The organism is Natrinema sp. H-ect1 (genome assembly GCF_041821105.1).
GTDB lineage: Archaea > Halobacteriota > Halobacteria > Halobacteriales > Natrialbaceae > Natrinema > Natrinema thermotolerans.
On sequence record NZ_JBGUBA010000003.1, the window covers coordinates 451615 to 469249 of the forward strand.

The window sequence follows — 17635 nt, forward strand, 5'->3', positions numbered from 1 at the left end:
TGGGAGTGGTGACCGAGCGAAAAGTGGCCCCGTCGTTTTCCCACGTGCGCCCCCGGGGCCGCCGTCCGATCTCGCGGACGGTATCCGCTTCTATGGGGGACGCCGCAACAAACGATCTGCCTAACTAGTTGGGGGTTGTGCGCGCTCGAGCGGCGACGACTGCGGCTGTTACACCACGGCCGTCATGTCGCCGTTACTCGTCCCAGTCACCGCTCGTGCCGACGCGTTCGCCGTCCTCCCAGACGTAGTAGCCCTCGCCGGTCTTCTTGCCGAGCTTGCCGGCCCGAACCTTCCGGCGCAGCGACTGCGGTGGCTTGAACCGCTCGCCGAGTTCCTCGCGGAGGTATTCGGCGATGTGCAGGCGGACGTCCAGTCCGACGTGGTCGGTCAGCTCGATCGGGCCCATCGGATGGCCGTAGCCGATCTCCATCCCCTCGTCGATGTCCGCCGGGCTGGCGACGCCCTGTTCGACCATCCGGATCGCCTCGAGCCCCAGCGCCAGTCCCAGCCGCGAGGTGGCGAAACCGGCCGTGTCCCGGACGACCACGTCCTCCTTCTCGATGTCCCGGACGTAGTCGATCGCGAACTCCTCGGTTCGCTCGTCGGTCTGCTCGGCGATAATGATCTCGACGAGATCCATGATATGCGGCGGGTTGAAAAAGTGCAGGCCGACGGCCCGTTCCGGGTTCTCGAGGGCGCTTGCCATCTCGGTCACCGACAGCGAGGAGGTGTTCGACGCGATGACCGTGTCCTCGCCGGTCGCGTCCTCGACGTCCGAGAACACCTGCTGTTTGAGGTCCATGTCCTCCGGCACCGCCTCGACGACCAAGTCGGCGTCCGCGACCGCCGCCTCGAGGTCGGTCGTCCCCTCGATGCGCTCTAAGGCCGCCGCCATCTCGTCTTCGGTAAGCTTGTCCCGGTCGACCCCGCCCTGGAGGTTCTCCCGGATCCCCTCGAGGCCGTCCTCGACGAGGTCGTCCTCGACGTCACGCAGAACCACGTCGTGGCCCGCCGTCGCGGAGACCTGCGCGATGCCGTGTCCCATACTCCCGGCTCCGAGAACTGCGATTTGCATGTGCGAATCCACAGACGATGCGATCAAAAGCGTTCCTATCACTCCCCAGCGGCCGGCTGCCGACGCCTTCCTGTGGACGACTTCTGGCGATGTCAATAATATCAGTATGATGGCCAAAAAGAGATCCTGTATTATTTCTTTGATTATGCAGTCAATACGTCGGGCCATCCATCGAACGTAGTATACTCCCTTAGCTGGCCGCGTTCGCCAACAACTGCCGGTCTGCAGCCGTACTGTACTCCGGGCGGTCCACAGTGACTCGGTCGACGATTCGAGACCGTTTCAACTCGAGGTGATCGATAGTCGGACGATAGCGCCTCGAACGGTCGTTTCGCCACGAGACGTTCGTCCCGTCGCGTGGGTCGGGCCCTCGGTCGCCTCGAGTTATTCCCGATGATATGTCTGAACCATATGTATTATGAATATATTATAGTTTAGTTCATCGACGACCATCGAATGCGTTCGTTGCCACTGGCGGTCGGGTTTGCCGGCGTTCGCCTTGGGTCGCCGGTCACCGGCCGTTATCTGTCTCCGTACACGTGCTTTCGGTTTTACAGGCTCTGTTCGGACCCTTTGCTGACGCGCGATCAATTGGCGCCCGATAACAGCCACAGTTCGTACGCTACGAAGAGAGGTGACCGGATCCGGAATGCACGGAACAGTGAGCGGTTTTCGACGTCGTTCTGATATCGACCGGTATCCCTGTCAACTGGACACTGCTTCGATGTTCGAGAGGCAGTCTGCTGCGTATTTCGCCGAATTACCGACGTATCGAGCCAGGTCCGGTTCCACTCTCCGTATCACGGAACCCCGTCGCCGCGGAGCGATTGGCTACACGAATCCGTTCTGGCAAACAACTGCATCTCACTATTCGAAAACTTCCGTCACGCATACCCATGCCCGTCGATTTGGCTGGCATCAAACGCTTCTCCAACCGTCTCGTCTGATTGCTGTGACAGAGCGACCAGGAGTTTGATTCGGGCCTTGTGGGCTGGAAGGTTCGATGCGAACAGCACGCCCTCTTCCTCGAGAGCTGCGCCACCGCCTTTGGACCCGTACACTGGCGAGACGACACCGTTGCGACACCGCGTCGCAATAACGACGACAACGTCGTTGTCAACGGCGTCACCGATGGCATCTGCAACGTTTGCGGGAACATTTCCGAGTCCGAGCGCGTCGACGACGATTCCATCGACGCCGCGATCGATGGCGTGACTGATCTGTCTTCCGTCGGTGTCCGTCGACGTCGGTACGACCTCGACGGTCGCCGTGATACCTCGTGTGGGGAGCGTCACCGATAGACTCTCGGGTCGCCGGTAGAACCAAAGACCGTTCGGTGTCCGATCGGCGACCGGTCCGTAGTTGCCCGAACCGTACGCGTCGGGATTGCTGCTATGTTCTTTCGTTACTGGTCGCGCTGCGTGAAGACGGTCGTTGAAGAAGACGTAGGCACCCGTCCGAACGTGATCGTGACTCGCTGCCGCGAGGGCCCCGTGAATGTTCGCCGGCCCGTCGGGACTACGGCTATCGTACGGTCGTTGTGCGCCAGTGAGGACGACTGGGACGTCGACGTCGAGTACGAGATCGAGGTAGTACGCGGTCTCTTCGATCGTATCGGTTCCGTGGAGGACGACGACTCCATCGATATCGTCGGCAACGGCTCGCACACGATCACTCAGTGTCACGAGATCGTCGATTGTCAACTCCGAACTCGGGGCTTGCGTGAGTTGTTCCAGTTCGATATCGACGTGTTCGAACGTCTCCGGATAGGCCTGCACTAACTCCTGTACTGACTCGGTCGGGACCGTCCCGGTGTCGCTCGAGGTACTCACGATCGTGCCGCCGGTAGCAATGACGTACACAGTCGACATACGTCGTACTGCCCGAACAAAACCTATATCGGTTATGATTGACATTGGCCACGACGATCTCCGCTCGGTAAGAGAACCCTGCCGGGTACCGCACGGAGAATATCTCGACGAATCGGTCGTGCTGTCTCTGGTACCCGGACGATGCATAGCCGGATACACTTTCGTCATCAAAAACGCTGCAACGGAAGTCCCGATCCTCGCCTAGAAGCCGAGGGTCATAAACCCGAATACCAGGCAGAGATAGGCGATAACGATCCCGACTGCGGTCAGCGGAATCGATTCGACGAAACTGTACCGTCCGTTGATCCGGGTTCCGTCGGTTTTGCTTCCGTTCTCGATCGCATCGACGTCGATTTCACCGTTGTCGATGGCGTCGGTCGTCGGCATGACTTCGGGCAGATTCTTGCGGCGAGCATCGAACTTGTTCAGTGCGATGACAGCGCCCGCAGTGAGGACGACTGCTAGCGGGAGCAACACCAGCGGCGACGTCACACCGACTGCGTACAGGAGCAACATGAGGACCGTCACGCCGGCTGCGGTCATCGCGAACGGAATCTGTGTCGTCACGTGATCGATGTGGTCCGAACCGGCGAAGATCGACGACATGACGGTCGTATCACTGATCGGTGAGACGTGATCGCCCCAGATCGCGCCGCCGAACAGCACTCCCATGAGAACCGGCAGGATCGACAGTCCGGACATTTCGTAGCCAAGCGGAATCGCCAGCGGGGTCAGAATAGCCATGGTCCCCCACGACGTTCCCGTCGTAAACGCGATGAACATCGCCGCAAGGAAGATCAGCAGCGGTAGGAACGAGCCGGGGATGCTACTGTCGACCATGACGTCAACGATATACTGGGCGGTTCCGACCTGCTCAGCGGCGTGACCGATACTCCACGCGAGGACGATGATCGCGGCCGCGATCATCATCGTCTTGAACCCGCTAATCACGGTATCGCTCGCTTCCTCGAGGTCCATGGTTCCGAATCCGACGGCACCGAGCATGCCGACGGCCATGAACGCGAACGAACCGTATAGGAGACCGAGTGCGACATCGGTTTCCTGGAACGCAGTCGCGATATCGACACCGGACTGGTGGCCGCCACCGAGCCACCACATCGAGACGAGTCCGACGACCAGCAGCGACAGAATCGGTGCGAAGAAATTGATCAGCGTCGGGTTCTTCTCGCTCGGCTCACCGACGTCGGTCGTGATGTCCGAGAGCGGCGTCGCGTCGTCCCGTCGAGTTTTCTTTTCTTTGCGCGCCCGCCACTCCGCGTTCAGCATCGGACCGTAGAATCGCTGCGTAATCGAAATGAATCCGACCATGAAGAACGCTAGGAAACAGTAGATGTTCCATGGAATGCTCTGCAGGAAGAGTCCGAATGCGGTGATGCCGACTTCCTCGGCGGTGAACCGGGCAGCTTCGAACCCAACGATGATCATCGATACTTGGTACCCGATCCAGTTCGAGACGGGTCCGAATGTCGTCACCGGCGAAGTCGTCGAGTCCAGCACGTAGGCGTGCATCTCTCGAGAGGTGTTGTTTTCCTGAGACAGCTCACGAGTCGCGTTTCCAGTCACGATGGTACTCGTATACGAGTCGAAGAAAATGAAAATCCCAATGAGCCATGTGAGGATCTGCGAGTCTCGTGCCGTGTTCACCCGATGACCGATCCAGTTCTGGAGTGCGATGATCCCGCCTGACTTGTAAATAAACGCGGCACCAGCGCCCATGAACATAATCAGAATTAGAAACTTGGTGTCAAACGGTGATCTGACGACCTCGACGATCCAGTCCATTGACAACGCTGTTGCTGCGATCGGATTCCAGTCGGCGATCATCAACGCCCCGATCCATACCCCGGCGAACAACGACACGAGTACTTGGCGCGTATACATCGCGAGTGCGATCGCGATAATCGGCGGTGCCAGCGCTAGTGCCGCAATCGGAAGGGATTCGTATGACATACACACCCACTGTCTGAGTTGTACTATTTTAATCTTTTGAAGGAAAATCGGGAGAGCGCGCGGATGGGTGCCTGTAGTGCCGTTCTCTGCGGGATATTCAACGGATATCGCGGGAAAATCTATACGGACACCATTCAAGTTGCCCGTATAGCGGCTACAATTGATCGATCATCTCCTCTCTCGTCGATCCCGGGGTCGATTACAGGAGTCCCTGTGAGACCAGTTCCGTCTCGAAATTCGGGACGACTCGCTGCAGGATGTCGGGAAATTCCTGGTGGAGATCGGCGTCTTCGATCCGGTACGCCGGACCGGAGACGGTGAATCCGCCGATGACGGCCCCATTGGGGCCCTCGGCGACGACACCGGCAACGCGTTTGCCCGGAATCGACTCTTGATCGTTGATCGCGTAGCCCCGTTCCCGGATGCGCTCGAGTTCGGCATCGAGTTCCGCCCGTGACGTGATCGTCTCCTCGGTGAGTTCCGGGAGGCCCCACCGGTCGTCGATTTCGTCGATGCGTGACTCCGGCAATCGAGCGAGGATCGCCTTCCCGATGGCCGTCGTATGCATGTACTCGTAGTTGTTGAGCCGGGAACTTGGCTTGGCGGAACTACCGACCGAATCGAACAGTGTCACGATGCGACCATTCTCCTCGATTCCGAAATCGGATTCCTCGTTCGATTGCTCGGCGAGTTCGATGACGTACTTGCCCGCCAACTCGTATACTTTGCTGCGGTTTCGAACGTACATCCCGATGTGATAGAACCGCGCCCCGAGTCGGTATTCGTCGCCTTCGGAGGCGACATAGCCGTGTTTCGCGAGGGTATAGAGGTGTTTGTAGACCGCACTCTCGGATAACTCGAGTGCCGCCGCGAGTTCGGCTGGCGTCGCCCCGTCGAGTTCCTGAATCGCCTCGATCACCGCTAACGATGTTTCGGTCGTCGTCAGCAGTTGGCTGTCAGTCATACTTTCTCCGTCCGTTCGAGCCCCTATAAATCCATGTATCATGGAACCGCTGCCATTCAGTACAGCGACAACCCCACGATGACGTCGATAGTTGGGTCCCTTCCCTTGCTCAATACGAGCAGCCTGGTAACCGTGTGTCGTGATTTGTCGCTTTCCGCTTCTTGGGAGAAATCGGCTGTCTTCGGTATCCTACCTGAATCGCTGAACCGGAAGATGGGTACTCCATCCTCCCTGTCCCATCGCTTCGATCCACCACTGCTATTACATTCATATATGTGTAAATACGATCTCCCGATCCATCGCAAAACTGCGCCGGAAGCAATCCATGTATGGTAGAACGAACCCACGATCGGCGTGGACACAGCCCGAAATCAGGTCTCACCCTGATTTGTATTTATGTGTATCCAGCAACCTCTCTCATTATCGATGGTTGGGAACTATCTAGTTCTGTACCCCTCGACTATCACTTTTCAACCAAGAGTTCAATGTGGTCATTGATGGTGGCAGTATTGTATAAAAACTTCAAGAATGGGGCCCGATGCTTATCCGATTTCCCACTGACGAAGTATAGGCGCGGTCAACTCACTGTGATAGCCACATCGACCGACGAGAAATCTGTCCTCGGAACGATCGTTCTTTCGCGGAGGTTCTGTGGAAATTCAGCTGTCGATCCGTCCCATACCGACCAGCTAATACAACATCGAAAATCAACTTTGTCTCGAGGTGTGTTGTAGCATACAACCAAGACCACCTTTCGTTGATATTGTCAGAAACCCTCCAATAGGGGCCTATAATGGTGTCGCTGTCCTCAGACTGATAAATATCACTTTGTATATTATACTACTTTGAGAATGTTTCGTATCGAGTGGCGAGCGAACCGCAGCGATGATGGCAATCGACAATACTGTCGTCACCGGAGAATCTATCGGATGGCCAAACGGGGTCGCTCGAGGGCGGAGATGGCCGGGTATTCTCTGCCGGTTGTGCGAGCAGGTGCGCAATGACTTTCAGTTGCCACTTAGCGGTTCGCCGTTCAGGCCACTGATGCGGCACAGAACGGTGCGTCTTTACCGCTGTAGCGAGAGGGAACAGTTACCAATGAGCGACCGCCAGCCAGTCGTCGTGCAGGCAGTCAGAACTCCACAGGGGAAACACGGTGGCGTCTTCGCCGAGACCGGCAGCGAGGAGTTGTCGGTCCCGCTCGTCGACGAGATGCTCGAGCGGACGGGCCTTACCGGCGAGGACGTCGACGACATCCGGTGGGGCTGTGCCAAACAGGTCAACGAACAGAGCAACAACATCGCGCGGGTGATCGCTCTCCTGTCCGATCTCGGTGAGGGCGTTCCCGGCACGACGATCGACCGGCTCTGTGCCTCCTCGGCGGAGGCGATCATGAGCGCCAGCGACGCCGTCCGGGCGGGCCAGCGCGACGTCATCGTCGCCGGCGGCGTCGAGAACATGTCCCGCAACGAGCGCCGGAAGGGGATCGACTCCTACGCGGGCATCGCCGAGCAGTACGACGCGGCCGGGCTCGCGATGGGCCAGACCGCCGAGAAAGTCGCTGAAGAGTTCGACATCAGCCGCGACCAGCAAGACGAGTACGGCGCTCGGAGCCAGCAGCGCGCGGTCGAAGCGACCGAGGACGGCAAGTTCGACGCGGAGATCGTCCCGATCGAGACCGAGGCGGGCCTCGTCGAGGAGGACGAGGGGCTCCGTCCCGGCACGACCAAAGAGAAGATCGCCGGCCTTCCGCCAGCGTTCCGCGAGGAGGGTACCGTCACCGCCGCCAACGCCTCGCAGGTCTCCGACGGCGCTGCCGGCGTCCTCATCACGAGCAAGGCGTTCGCCGAGGAGCAGGGCCTCGAGATCATGGCCGAGATCGAGGACCACAACGTCGCGGGCGTCGATCCGACGATCATGGGTGTCGGCCCGGTCCCCGCGGTACGGGGAATCTGGGAGCGCAACGGCCGCTCGGCCGACGACTACGACCTCGTGGAACTCAACGAGGCCTTCGCGAGCCAGACGATCTACTGCCGGGACGAACTCGGCTTCGACGACGATCGGTTCAACGTCAACGGCGGGGCGATCGCCATCGGCCATCCGCTCGGCGCGTCGGGTGCCCGCTTGCCCGTCACGCTGATTCACGAACTCCAGCGCCGGGGCGGCGGGCTGGGGCTCTCGACGATGTGTGTCGGCTACGGGCAGGGTGCGGCCGTCGAGTTCCGCGTTCCGGAGCAGTAACGACGCCGTTCCGTCTGCGGTCCTTCTCCGAGTTCCGTGCCGGAAAACCCGTTTCAACTCGGTTGATCGTTCCTCGAGAGCCGTGGGACGGCCCTCTCGGCGGGCGGCAACCACCGTGAAAAAGACGGCGTGGATCCGTGATCGTCGTGCCGGTCTAGAGGATCTGGTCGGCGATGATGTTCTTCTGGATCTCGCTGGTGCCCTCGTAGATCTTCGTGATGCGGGCGTCGCGGTAGTAGCGCTCGGCGGGGTAGTCCGTGACGTAGCCCGAGCCGCCGTGGACCTGAATGCCCTCGTCGGCGACCTCGACCGAGATCTCGCTCGCGAAGTACTTCGCCATGCTCGAGTACTGCGCGGCGACGTCCTGGTTGTTCTGCTCGACCTGGGTCGCGGCGCGGTAGGTCAGCGAGCGGGCGGCCTCGACCTTGGTGGCCATCTCGGCGATCTTGTGCTGGATGGCCTGGAACTCGGAGATCTTCTGGTCGAACTGTTCGCGCTGGTTGGCGTACTCGATGGCGGCGTCGAGTGCGCCCTGGGCGGCACCGACGGCCTGGGCGGCGACGCTGGTGCGGCCGGAGGCGAAGAACTCCATCAGCTGGTAGAAGCCCTTGTCGACTTCGCCGATGACGTTCTTCTCGGGGATGCGGACGTCGTCGATGACGACTTCCGCGAGGTCCGAGGCACGGATCCCGAGCTTGTTGCTGATCTTGTCGGTCGAGACGCCGTCGCGGTCCATCTCGACGAGGAAGGCGGTGATGCCCTTGTGGCCCTCGCCGGGGCTGGTCTTGGCCATGCAGACGCCGACGTCGGCGACGGTCCCGTTGGTGATCCACATCTTGTTGCCGTTGAGGACGTACTCGTCGCCGTCCTTCTCGGCGACCGTCTCGATGCCGGCGACGTTCGAGCCGTGGGCGGGCTCGGAGATCATCGAACAGGAGGCGGTCTCACCGTTGGCGATCTGGGGCAGCCACTCCTCTTTCATCCACTCGTCACCGAACTCGACGATCATGTCCGTCCCGAAGCCGGCCGAGCCGACGGCGGAGCCGATCCCGGGGTCGGCACGCCAGAGTTCCTCGGTGACGATCGTCGAGGAGATCTTGTCCATCCCGGCCCCGTCGTACTCGAGCGGGATGTTCGGCGCGACGAAGTCGTACTCGGCAGCCTTCCTGCGGAGTTCCTCGGGGTATTTCCCCTCCTGATCGTGTTCCTCCGCGACCGGTTTCATCTCGTTCTCCCCGAACTCGCGGACGGCCTCACGGATCGCTTCGTGTTCGGCTGACAGCTGGAACGTCATAATAGATTGCTTGGGTTCGTCTTACAAAGTAGCTTCGGATACAATCCCCGGTTGGTGTTGTTAACCCGACTGCCGGATCGTCGGTCACGATGGAAACCGGCGACGGCCGGCGGCGGGCCGCCCGCGATCAGGCTGTCGGGGCGGGTTCAGCCGTCTATTGCTCGTTTTCGCCTTCGCCACGGAGTTCGAACTTCTGGACCTTCCCGGTCGTCGTCCGGGGCAGTGCCTGCACGAACTCGACCTCGCGGGGGTGTTTGTACTCCGCGAGGTTCTCGAGGCAGTACTGCTTGATGTCCTCGGGCGTCGCCTCGGCGTCGGGCGTCGTCACGACGAACGCTTTTACGGTCTCGCCGCGGCGCTCGTCCGGTACCCCAACGACGGCGGCGTCGGCGACGTCCTCGTGTTCGAAGAGGAGTTCCTCGACTTCGCGCGGGTAGACGTTGTACCCGCCCGTGACGATCATGTGTTTCTCGCGGTCGACAACGTAGAAGAAGTCGTCCTCGTCCCAGTAGCCGATGTCGCCGGTGTGGAACCAGCGCTTGCCGTCCTCGTTAGTGAAGGCCTCCTCGTTGGCCTCCGGCAGGCCGTAATACTCCTTCATCACGTTGGGGCCGTGGATGACGAGTTCGCCGGTGATGTCGTGGATCGCGGCCTCCTCCTCGTCGATCGGGCCCTCCGCAACGCGGGGGACCTCCTCGAAGTCCTCGTCGACGATCTTCGCCTCGACGCCCTCGAGGGGCTGGCCGATGCTGCCCTTCCGACGGCTCTCGTTGGTGTTGGCGTGGGTGACCGGACTCGTTTCGGTCAGACCGTAGCCCTCGTTGAGCTGGACGTCCCAGAGGTCCTCGAACCGCTCGAGGACTTCCAGCGGGAGACTCGAGCCGCCGGAGTTGGCAAAGCGCAGGGACTCGAACTCGTAGCTCTCGGCGTCCGGGTGGTTGATCATGTCGTTGAACATCGCGGGGACGGCGAACATGATGGTGATCTCGTCGTCCTCGAGCTGGTTCATCACCTCGGTGGCGTCCCACTCCGGCACCGGGTAGTAGGTGCCGCCGCTGTACATCGCGCCGTTCATGACGACGGACATGCCGTAGATGTGAAACAGCGGGAGCGTCCCGATGAGTCGGTCGGAGGCCTGGAAGCCGCCCGGCGGGATGACGGCGTTGGCCCGGGTCGTAAAGGCTAGGTTGTGATGGGTCAGGAGGACGCCCTTCGGCGTGCCCGTCGTCCCGGAGGTGTAGGGCTGGACCGCGACGTCGTCGTCCGCACGATCGACGACGGCTTTGGTGTCCTCGGCGAGGAAGTCGTCGAACTCGGTCGCGCCATCGACGTCAGCTCCGACGCTGACGACCTGCTCGACGTCCGTATCGTCCTGTACCTCGAGGACGTTGGGGACGAGGTCGGCAAGCGCCACGACGGCTTTCGCCCCGCTGTCGCCCAGCATGTGGCTGATCTCACGGGACTTGTACTGGGGGTTCATCGGGACGATGATCCCGCCGGCACGCAGGGTGCCGTAGAAGGCCGTGACGAACTGCGGCAGGTTCGGCAGGTAGATGCCGACGCGGTCGCCCTCGCCGATGCCACGATTCTCGAGGGCCTGTGCGAACTGTCCGGCTCGCTGCCAGAACGCCTCGTAGCTCAGTTCGGTCCCTTCGTACGCGATCGCGGGCGATTCCGGGTTCGCATCGACGGTCTCGACGACCTCCGTCACGAGGTTTGTCATACCTTGTGTATGGTTACCCCGGTCGCAAAAGGGTTGTCACTCGGCGCTTCCATTTACTTCGGTTGTTTTCGAGAAAGCGCGACTCGAGTGCCCTGTCGGGCCTCGATCAGTCGAGCGTCGTCGGATCCATGCCGGACTCGGTGCCGGTGTTGTTCGGCAGATCGTAGCCGACGACGTATCGGGCGTGTAGCAACGCGGCGACGATCGCTGCTGCGGCGACGAGTTGGATGGCGATGTGGACGATCGAGCCGAACATCGCGATTAACGCCAGGACGAGATAGAGCGCGCGAGTGATCGCGGAGAGACTCTGCGCTCCGTCGAATCCGATCGTCGTGACGATCAGACCGACCGTGCCGGCCAGCACGACGGGAAACGCGAGCAGCGTCTCGCTCGACCAGTAGATGAGACTCTCGTTCGCGATGAACGCGTAGGGGATGACGAACCCGGGCGCACCGAGCCGGAGCGCCTGCTTACACGACTGGAGGAAGCTCGCGCCCGCGATCCGTGCGCCAACCGCGACCGAGATCGCGACCGGCGGCGTGATCGCCGACAGCATCGCGAAGTAGAACACGAACATGTGCGTCGCGATGACCGGCGTCCCGAGATCAGTGATCGGCTTCGCGACCAGGATCGCCACGAGGATGTACGCCGCGGGCGTCGGCATCCCGAGCCCGAACAGGATGCTCGCGATCATCGCGAGGAACAGGACGACGAACAGCCCGCCGCCGAACCCGAGGAGGCTCACTTCGCTCATCCCGATGATGCTCGTCGCGACGCGGGCCGTCAACCCGGTCCCCTCGAGGAGCTTGATAATTACGCCCATGGCTGCAAGGACGCCGACGAGCGGTGCCATGTCGATGCCGCCCTGTTTGAACCCGTCGAGCGTCTGTTTGGTCGTCCGGGCTACACTTGCGGCGATTTCGTAGCCCGAGACGTCTTTCGTCTCGAGTTCGACTCCGTCCTCGAGATCGACTTCGAGGAATCTGACGACGAGGTTCCGGACGTACATCACACCGATGGTCGTGAAGATGGTGTACATCCCCGCCGCGAACGGTGAGTATCGGAGTACTACGAGCGTCACCAGAAGCACACCCATCGGGATGGTAAAGTGCAAGCCCCGGAGGAGGAGCCGCCAGTTGAACGACGTCAGGTCGCTCGAGATCCAGCCGAATTTGAGTATCGTGAAGTGAACGGCGAGACAGACGCTGAAGTAGAACAGCGCCGCCGGAATGACGCCTGCCTGCACGATGTCCAGATACGGGACCTGAATGATGTCGGCCATCAGGAACGCCGCGACGCCCATCACCGGGGGCAGCATCTGCCCGCCCGCGGAGGCGACCGCCTCGATCGAGGCGGCGACGTCGTCGCCGACGCCCTGGTCCTTGATCATCGGGATGGTGAAGCTGCCGGTCGTCGCGGTGTTGGCCGCCGCGCTACCGGTGATCGAACCCATGATCATGCTCGAGATGACGGCGATCTGGACGACGCCAGTCCGGAGACTCGTCCCGAGTTCCTCGCCGATCTCACGGACGAAGTCCATCAGACCGTAGGTCTTCGCGAGGCCGGCGAACATGATGAAGATCGCGACCCACGTCGACCCGACTCGCATGAGCGTGGGGTCGTAGACGCCACTGATCCCGACCGCGCCGTTCTCGGCGATCTGTTGCCAACTCATCCCCGAGTGGCGAAACACGCCGAACAGCTGCGTGCCGACCATCGAGTGAGCGTACAGGACAGAGAGGACGGCGACGGCCGCGATGACCGTCCCGAACGCTCGGCGAGTCACGTCGATCGCGAGTGCGATCAGTATCCCGCCGATGATGTGATCTGTCGTGTTGTATCCGAGGATGAACGCGTCTCCCTGAAGCCGGGTGAAGTTGAAGTAGACGTAGGCCGTCGCTGCAACGGCTGTCACGGCTAACGCGACGGCGACGTAGGGGTCGATCACCGCATAGATGCGACGGAGTCTCGCTTTGGCGTCCAAATCCGGCGATTGCGATGGCGATTCGACCGTTACATCGTCACCGGCTCCGTCGTCAGCGCTCTTCCCCGTCACGCCGAACCGATCCCCGGCGTAATCGAGATAGTACAGCGCCGTCCCCATCCCGAAGAACAGGATCATGTACCGTTCGACCCGCGTCACCCACGCCGGCTCGCCGACGATTCCCTCTAGCGGCCATCCGAACACGAGCGAGACGGCGTACAACAGAGTGAACAGCGTCAGACTGGCCCCTAACGCGTAGGTGGTGAGGTCGAATGCGCGCAGGGGAACCCCTCGTTCGGAACGCCGATTCGTTGGAGACATCGATACTACTTCTCGTCGGCTCGCTCGAAGTCCTCGTTCCAGACGCCGAGTTCGTCCTTGTAGAAGTCTGCCGCGGCGGGGTGGAACGGAACTCCGTCGTACATGTTCTTGACCCAGAAGTCGTTGCTCTCGAAGGTTCCTAGGAGACCGTGGTAGTCTGCGAGTTCCGCCTTCTTCTCGTGCATCGCCGTGAGGAAGTCGTAGACGGTATCATAGTCGAGGTCGTTACGCGCGACGAAGTTGTATGCGAACGTCGGAGCGGACACCTCGCCCGGCGTCGTCGCGTTCTCGATCTGGCCGGTGTCGACCGTCTGGGACAGCAACCGTTCGTCGTCCTCCCACGACTGCGCGGTCGAGTCTTCAACGTCGAGGACCTTCATGTCGACCTCGCTCGCGATCTGCTGGAGCCAGCTCGGGGTTATCGAGAAGTTCATCAGCGTCCCCACTCCGACGTCGAGTTGGTTCTCGTTCATCGCACCGCCCTGGCTACCGTAGCTCACGCTCGCGCGCTTGTAGCCGTCCGTAGCGTAGCCGAGCGCCTTCTCGAGGGCAGGTGCGGTCCCGGACCCCTCCGGCGTCGGCGAGACGTTCGTACCGGACCCGATGTCCGACAGCGTCTCGAGATCCGAGTCGTTGGTGATGAAGAACCACGGTAGGTCGTAGTAGTGGAAAATCTGGACCATGTCGAAGTTGAGCTGGCCGTACGGGTCGTTGCCCTGCTGAACGTCGTAGGCCGACCAGTTCTGGATGTAGACCATCTCGGCGTCCTCGCTCTGGAGAGCGCCGATGTTCGCTTCGGTCCCCTGGCTCGTTTGCGCTTCGACGAAGAGGTCGTCGGTCTGATCGTTAACCGCACTCGCGAGACCCTGGTTCGCACTGTAAGCCGTCGTACTCGAGGTCGAAGTTCGCATCCGGACGGTCTGCTCGTCGCTGTTTCCGCTCCCGGAACAGCCAGCCAGTGCCGTCGCCGCACCGACGCCTGCAGCTGCGAGAACTGATCGTCGAGTCGAATGCCTATCCGTGTGCTTGTGTTCCTTCGCCATGGGGCATCTCTTCATAGTTACCTGTTATAGTCCTTCCGCTATCTGTTGGAATTGGATCCTTATTGATGGCGCCGGATTGCAGTCATCCAGCCGACAGTATTGCTGACGGACGGGCTCCCTGTTCGGTCAGTGACGGTTCTGAGCGGCCGTCCGCCGTCGTTTCGGTGATCGCTAACGTGGCAAGCGGTATCGCAATACCTATTGTGCCATTCCCGTAGGTCTAGGTATGCTGGATTTCGTTCAGCTCGAAGAAGACCTCGATCAAGAAGAACGGATGATCCGGGACACGGCCCGGGAGTTCGTCGAAGAACACGTCAAGCCCGACATCGGCGACCACTTCGAGGCGGGGACGTTCCCGAAGGAACTCATCCCGAAGATGGGGGAACTCGGCTTCTACGCCCCCAATCTCGAGGGCTATGGCTCGCCGAACGTCTCCGAGACGGCCTATGGCCTGTTGATGCAGGAACTCGAGGCCGGTGACTCCGGGCTGCGTTCGATGGCGTCGGTCCAGGGCGCGTTGGTCATGTACCCGATCCATGCTTACGGGAGCGAGGAACAGAAAGAGGAGTGGCTGCCGGAGATGGGACGGGGCGAGGCGATCGGTTGCTTCGGCCTCACCGAACCCGAACACGGCTCGAACCCGTCGGCGATGGAGACCCGCGCCGAGCGCGACGGCGACGGCTACGTCCTCAACGGCTCCAAAACCTGGATCACGAACTCGCCGATCGCCGACGTCGCTATCGTCTGGGCGCGTGATCAGTCGGCCGAGGACGATCCCGTTCGCGGGTTCCTCGTCGAGACCGACCGCGACGGCGTCACGACCAACAAGATCGACGACAAGCTCTCGCTGCGGGCCTCGATCACGGGCGAGATCGGCCTGAACGACGTCCACGTGCCCGAGGAGAACGTCCTCCCCGGCGTCGAGGGAATGAAGGGGCCGCTGTCCTGTCTCACGCAGGCCCGCTACGGCATCGCCTGGGGCGCGGTCGGGGCCGCCCGCGACTGTTTCGAGGAGGCCCGACAGTACGCGAAGGATCGCGACCAGTTCGGCGGCCCGATCGGTCGGTTCCAGCTCCAACAGCGCAAGCTCGCGGAGATGGGCACCCAGATCACGCTGGCACAGTTGCTGGCTCACCGGCTCGCTGAACTCAAAGAGCGCGGCGAGATGCGGCCACAGCACGTCTCGATGTCGAAGCGAAACAACGTCCGCATGGCCCGAAACCAGGCCCGCATCGCCCGCGAGATGCTCGGCGGCAACGGCATCACCACCGACTACTCGCCGATGCGACACATGTCCAACCTCGAGACGGTCTACACCTACGAGGGCACGCACGACATCCACACGCTCGTCCTCGGCGAGGAGTTCACCGGCATCCCCGCCTACCAGTAACGCCGCGTCGCCGGTTCGCGTTCTCTCCCGTTTTCTCTCCTCCATCCCAACCACTGATTCTGCTCCGGCGGGGATCTCTCCGACCGAACCGACTCGGCTTCGGAAACGACCGTCCCGCTCGCCAGTACTCCCGTTCCAATATCCGAAATATTAATTGCGCCTTCCGAACAGTATCCCACATGGGCATGGATCGAGATGGGGACGACGGGGCCGGGGTTTCCACGACGCGGAAGACGTTCCGGCTCCTCGAGGCACTCAAAGACGAGGAGGGGGTCACCATCGCCGACCTCACCGAGCGGACGGATCTTCCCAAAAGCACCGTCTACCGCCACCTTCGGACGCTGACGGAGTTAGGGTACGTGATCGAACGAGACGGTCGCTACTACGTCGGGTTTCGGTTCGTCGAACTCGGGGAACAGGCCCGGTCCCGGAAGACGGGATACTCGGCCGCGAAGCGAGCGGTGTTCGAACTCGGAACGGAGACCGACGAACGCGCGGTGTTCATCGTCGAAGAGGACGACGACGCAGTCTACGTCCACCGCTACGGCAGCCTCTCGAACTCGATGATCGGCCAGCGTCGACCGTTGCACTCGATGGCCTCCGGGAAAGTGATTCTCGCGGAGTGGGACGACGATGCCGTCGCGGCCTACGCCGAACGGACCGGTCTCGAGGCACACACGGAGAACACGATCACCGATCCCGACGCGCTCTTCGACGAACTCGAGCGGGTTCGGGACCGCGGCTACGCGGTGAACGAACAGGAACATATGGACGGCCTTCGTGGGATCGCCGTGCCCGTCTATACCCCTGCCGACGAATTCCTCGGTTCGCTGGCCGTCTTCGGGCCGACGAGTCGGTTCACCGACACCTACGTTCACGACGATCTGGCGACTCGCCTCCGGGACAAGGCGGGCGAGATCAAAGTCACGCTCGCGTACGGGTGATTGTGCCATCTCGCTGCCCGACTGCCGCTCGGTCCCCCTGTTCCGCTGGCTGGAACGTAATCGATTCTTTCGTCTCGAACGACCAACAATCCGTCATGCGACCCGATTCTCGGGTTCAGTGTTCCGCTATGTGAAACACGTCTTTCGAAATGTTCGAAGGCCGCCGTCAGCACCCATACGCGTTCCCCCCGCTCTACAATCGGTCGCACGATGACCGAGACGACCGATCCCAGACCCGACGGTGTCTACCGAACGGGTAGGCGGTGGTCCCCAGCCGAGAGTTTATACGACATTCCGCGGCCAAGCGGGGTATGTCGGACCACACCCGACGACCGCGACGCACGATCCTTCAAACGCTCAGTGCCCTCGGCATCGGGGCAGCCGCCACAGTGACGACTGCCAGTGCGGCTGACGACTCTCACCCCGATGCTTCCCCAGCTCGTGGACGGCCGCCAGTCGACGACGCGGCGACCGGCGATGGAATCGACGGCAGCGATCTGTACGTCGGCGTCGTGGATCGGATCGTCGACGGTGACCACGTCGTCCTCCTGCTCGAGGACGGTGAGGCGGTCGTCGACCAACTCGTGTTGCCGGCCGAACGATTCGACGGCATGGAACCGGACGACGTTTTCCTGACTGCCGTCATCGACGGCGAGTTACGCGCCCGCCGACGCCTGCCGTCGAAACCGACTGACTGTCACGACGACAGATTCGACCGCATTTCGGAGGAGTTGTAAGCCGGTTTCACGGTCGCTCCGATCCGATCGTCCCGGAACAGTCCTGCCGGCTGAGCAGTGTGAACTTCCCACAGGGC

Annotated in this window: 12 protein-coding genes; 4 read left to right on the plus strand and 8 right to left on the minus strand. The window is 61.4% G+C overall.

Features of this window, described 5'->3' with window-relative positions:
- Positions 1 to 193: 193 nt before the first annotated feature.
- The 4 genes from ACERIM_RS10530 to ACERIM_RS10545 form a co-directional block, all read right to left on the minus strand.
- A complete protein-coding gene (locus ACERIM_RS10530; protein ID WP_373632503.1) occupies positions 194 to 1075 on the minus strand; it encodes a 3-hydroxyacyl-CoA dehydrogenase family protein in 882 nt (293 codons plus the stop codon).
- An 884-nt stretch (positions 1076 to 1959) separates the two neighbouring features.
- Entirely contained in the window at positions 1960 to 2946 is a 987-nt protein-coding gene (locus ACERIM_RS10535) for an asparaginase (protein ID WP_373632504.1), read from the minus strand.
- Between the two features lie 201 nt (positions 2947 to 3147).
- Entirely contained in the window at positions 3148 to 4917 is a 1770-nt protein-coding gene (locus ACERIM_RS10540) for a Na+/H+ antiporter NhaC family protein (protein ID WP_172704576.1), read from the minus strand.
- A 199-nt stretch (positions 4918 to 5116) separates the two neighbouring features.
- Complete coding sequence (locus tag ACERIM_RS10545; RefSeq protein ID WP_006649873.1) at positions 5117 to 5881, minus strand: IclR family transcriptional regulator; 765 nt, start codon at positions 5879 to 5881, stop codon at positions 5117 to 5119.
- 1098 nt (positions 5882 to 6979) lie between these two features.
- On the opposite strand from ACERIM_RS10545, the gene ACERIM_RS10550 reads away from it, so the two are divergent.
- Positions 6980 to 8122 (plus strand): acetyl-CoA C-acyltransferase, encoded by a 1143-nt coding sequence (locus tag ACERIM_RS10550; protein WP_373632508.1) that lies wholly within the window; start codon positions 6980 to 6982, stop codon positions 8120 to 8122.
- A gap of 154 nt (positions 8123 to 8276) precedes the next feature.
- On the opposite strand, the gene ACERIM_RS10555 is transcribed toward ACERIM_RS10550, so the two are convergent.
- The 4 genes from ACERIM_RS10555 to ACERIM_RS10570 all read right to left on the minus strand — a co-directional run bounded on the left by ACERIM_RS10555 (position 8277) and on the right by ACERIM_RS10570 (position 14487).
- Positions 8277 to 9416: an acyl-CoA dehydrogenase family protein gene (locus tag ACERIM_RS10555; RefSeq protein WP_373632509.1), complete on the minus strand. Its 1140-nt coding sequence runs from the start codon at positions 9414 to 9416 to the stop codon at positions 8277 to 8279.
- Between the two features lie 154 nt (positions 9417 to 9570).
- The gene (locus tag ACERIM_RS10560) at positions 9571 to 11139 is read right to left on the minus strand and encodes a long-chain fatty acid--CoA ligase (protein ID WP_049965517.1); all 1569 of its coding nucleotides are present in this window, start codon (positions 11137 to 11139) and stop codon (positions 9571 to 9573) included.
- 106 nt (positions 11140 to 11245) lie between these two features.
- Positions 11246 to 13444: a TRAP transporter permease gene (locus ACERIM_RS10565; RefSeq protein WP_373632510.1), complete on the minus strand. Its 2199-nt coding sequence runs from the start codon at positions 13442 to 13444 to the stop codon at positions 11246 to 11248.
- Positions 13445 to 13449: 5 nt separating this feature from the next.
- Positions 13450 to 14487: a TAXI family TRAP transporter solute-binding subunit gene (locus tag ACERIM_RS10570; RefSeq protein ID WP_373632511.1), complete on the minus strand. Its 1038-nt coding sequence runs from the start codon at positions 14485 to 14487 to the stop codon at positions 13450 to 13452.
- 226 nt (positions 14488 to 14713) lie between these two features.
- Here ACERIM_RS10570 and ACERIM_RS10575 point away from each other — a divergent pair, with 226 nt between their 5' ends.
- From ACERIM_RS10575 to ACERIM_RS10585, 3 genes are all read left to right on the plus strand, one after another.
- A complete protein-coding gene (locus ACERIM_RS10575; RefSeq protein ID WP_373632513.1) occupies positions 14714 to 15877 on the plus strand; it encodes an acyl-CoA dehydrogenase family protein in 1164 nt (387 codons plus the stop codon).
- Between the two features lie 179 nt (positions 15878 to 16056).
- Complete coding sequence (locus ACERIM_RS10580) at positions 16057 to 16821, plus strand: IclR family transcriptional regulator (RefSeq protein ID WP_373632515.1); 765 nt, start codon at positions 16057 to 16059, stop codon at positions 16819 to 16821.
- Between the two features lie 311 nt (positions 16822 to 17132).
- Complete coding sequence (locus ACERIM_RS10585) at positions 17133 to 17558, plus strand: hypothetical protein (RefSeq protein ID WP_006649880.1); 426 nt, start codon at positions 17133 to 17135, stop codon at positions 17556 to 17558.
- Positions 17559 to 17635 lie beyond the last annotated feature (77 nt).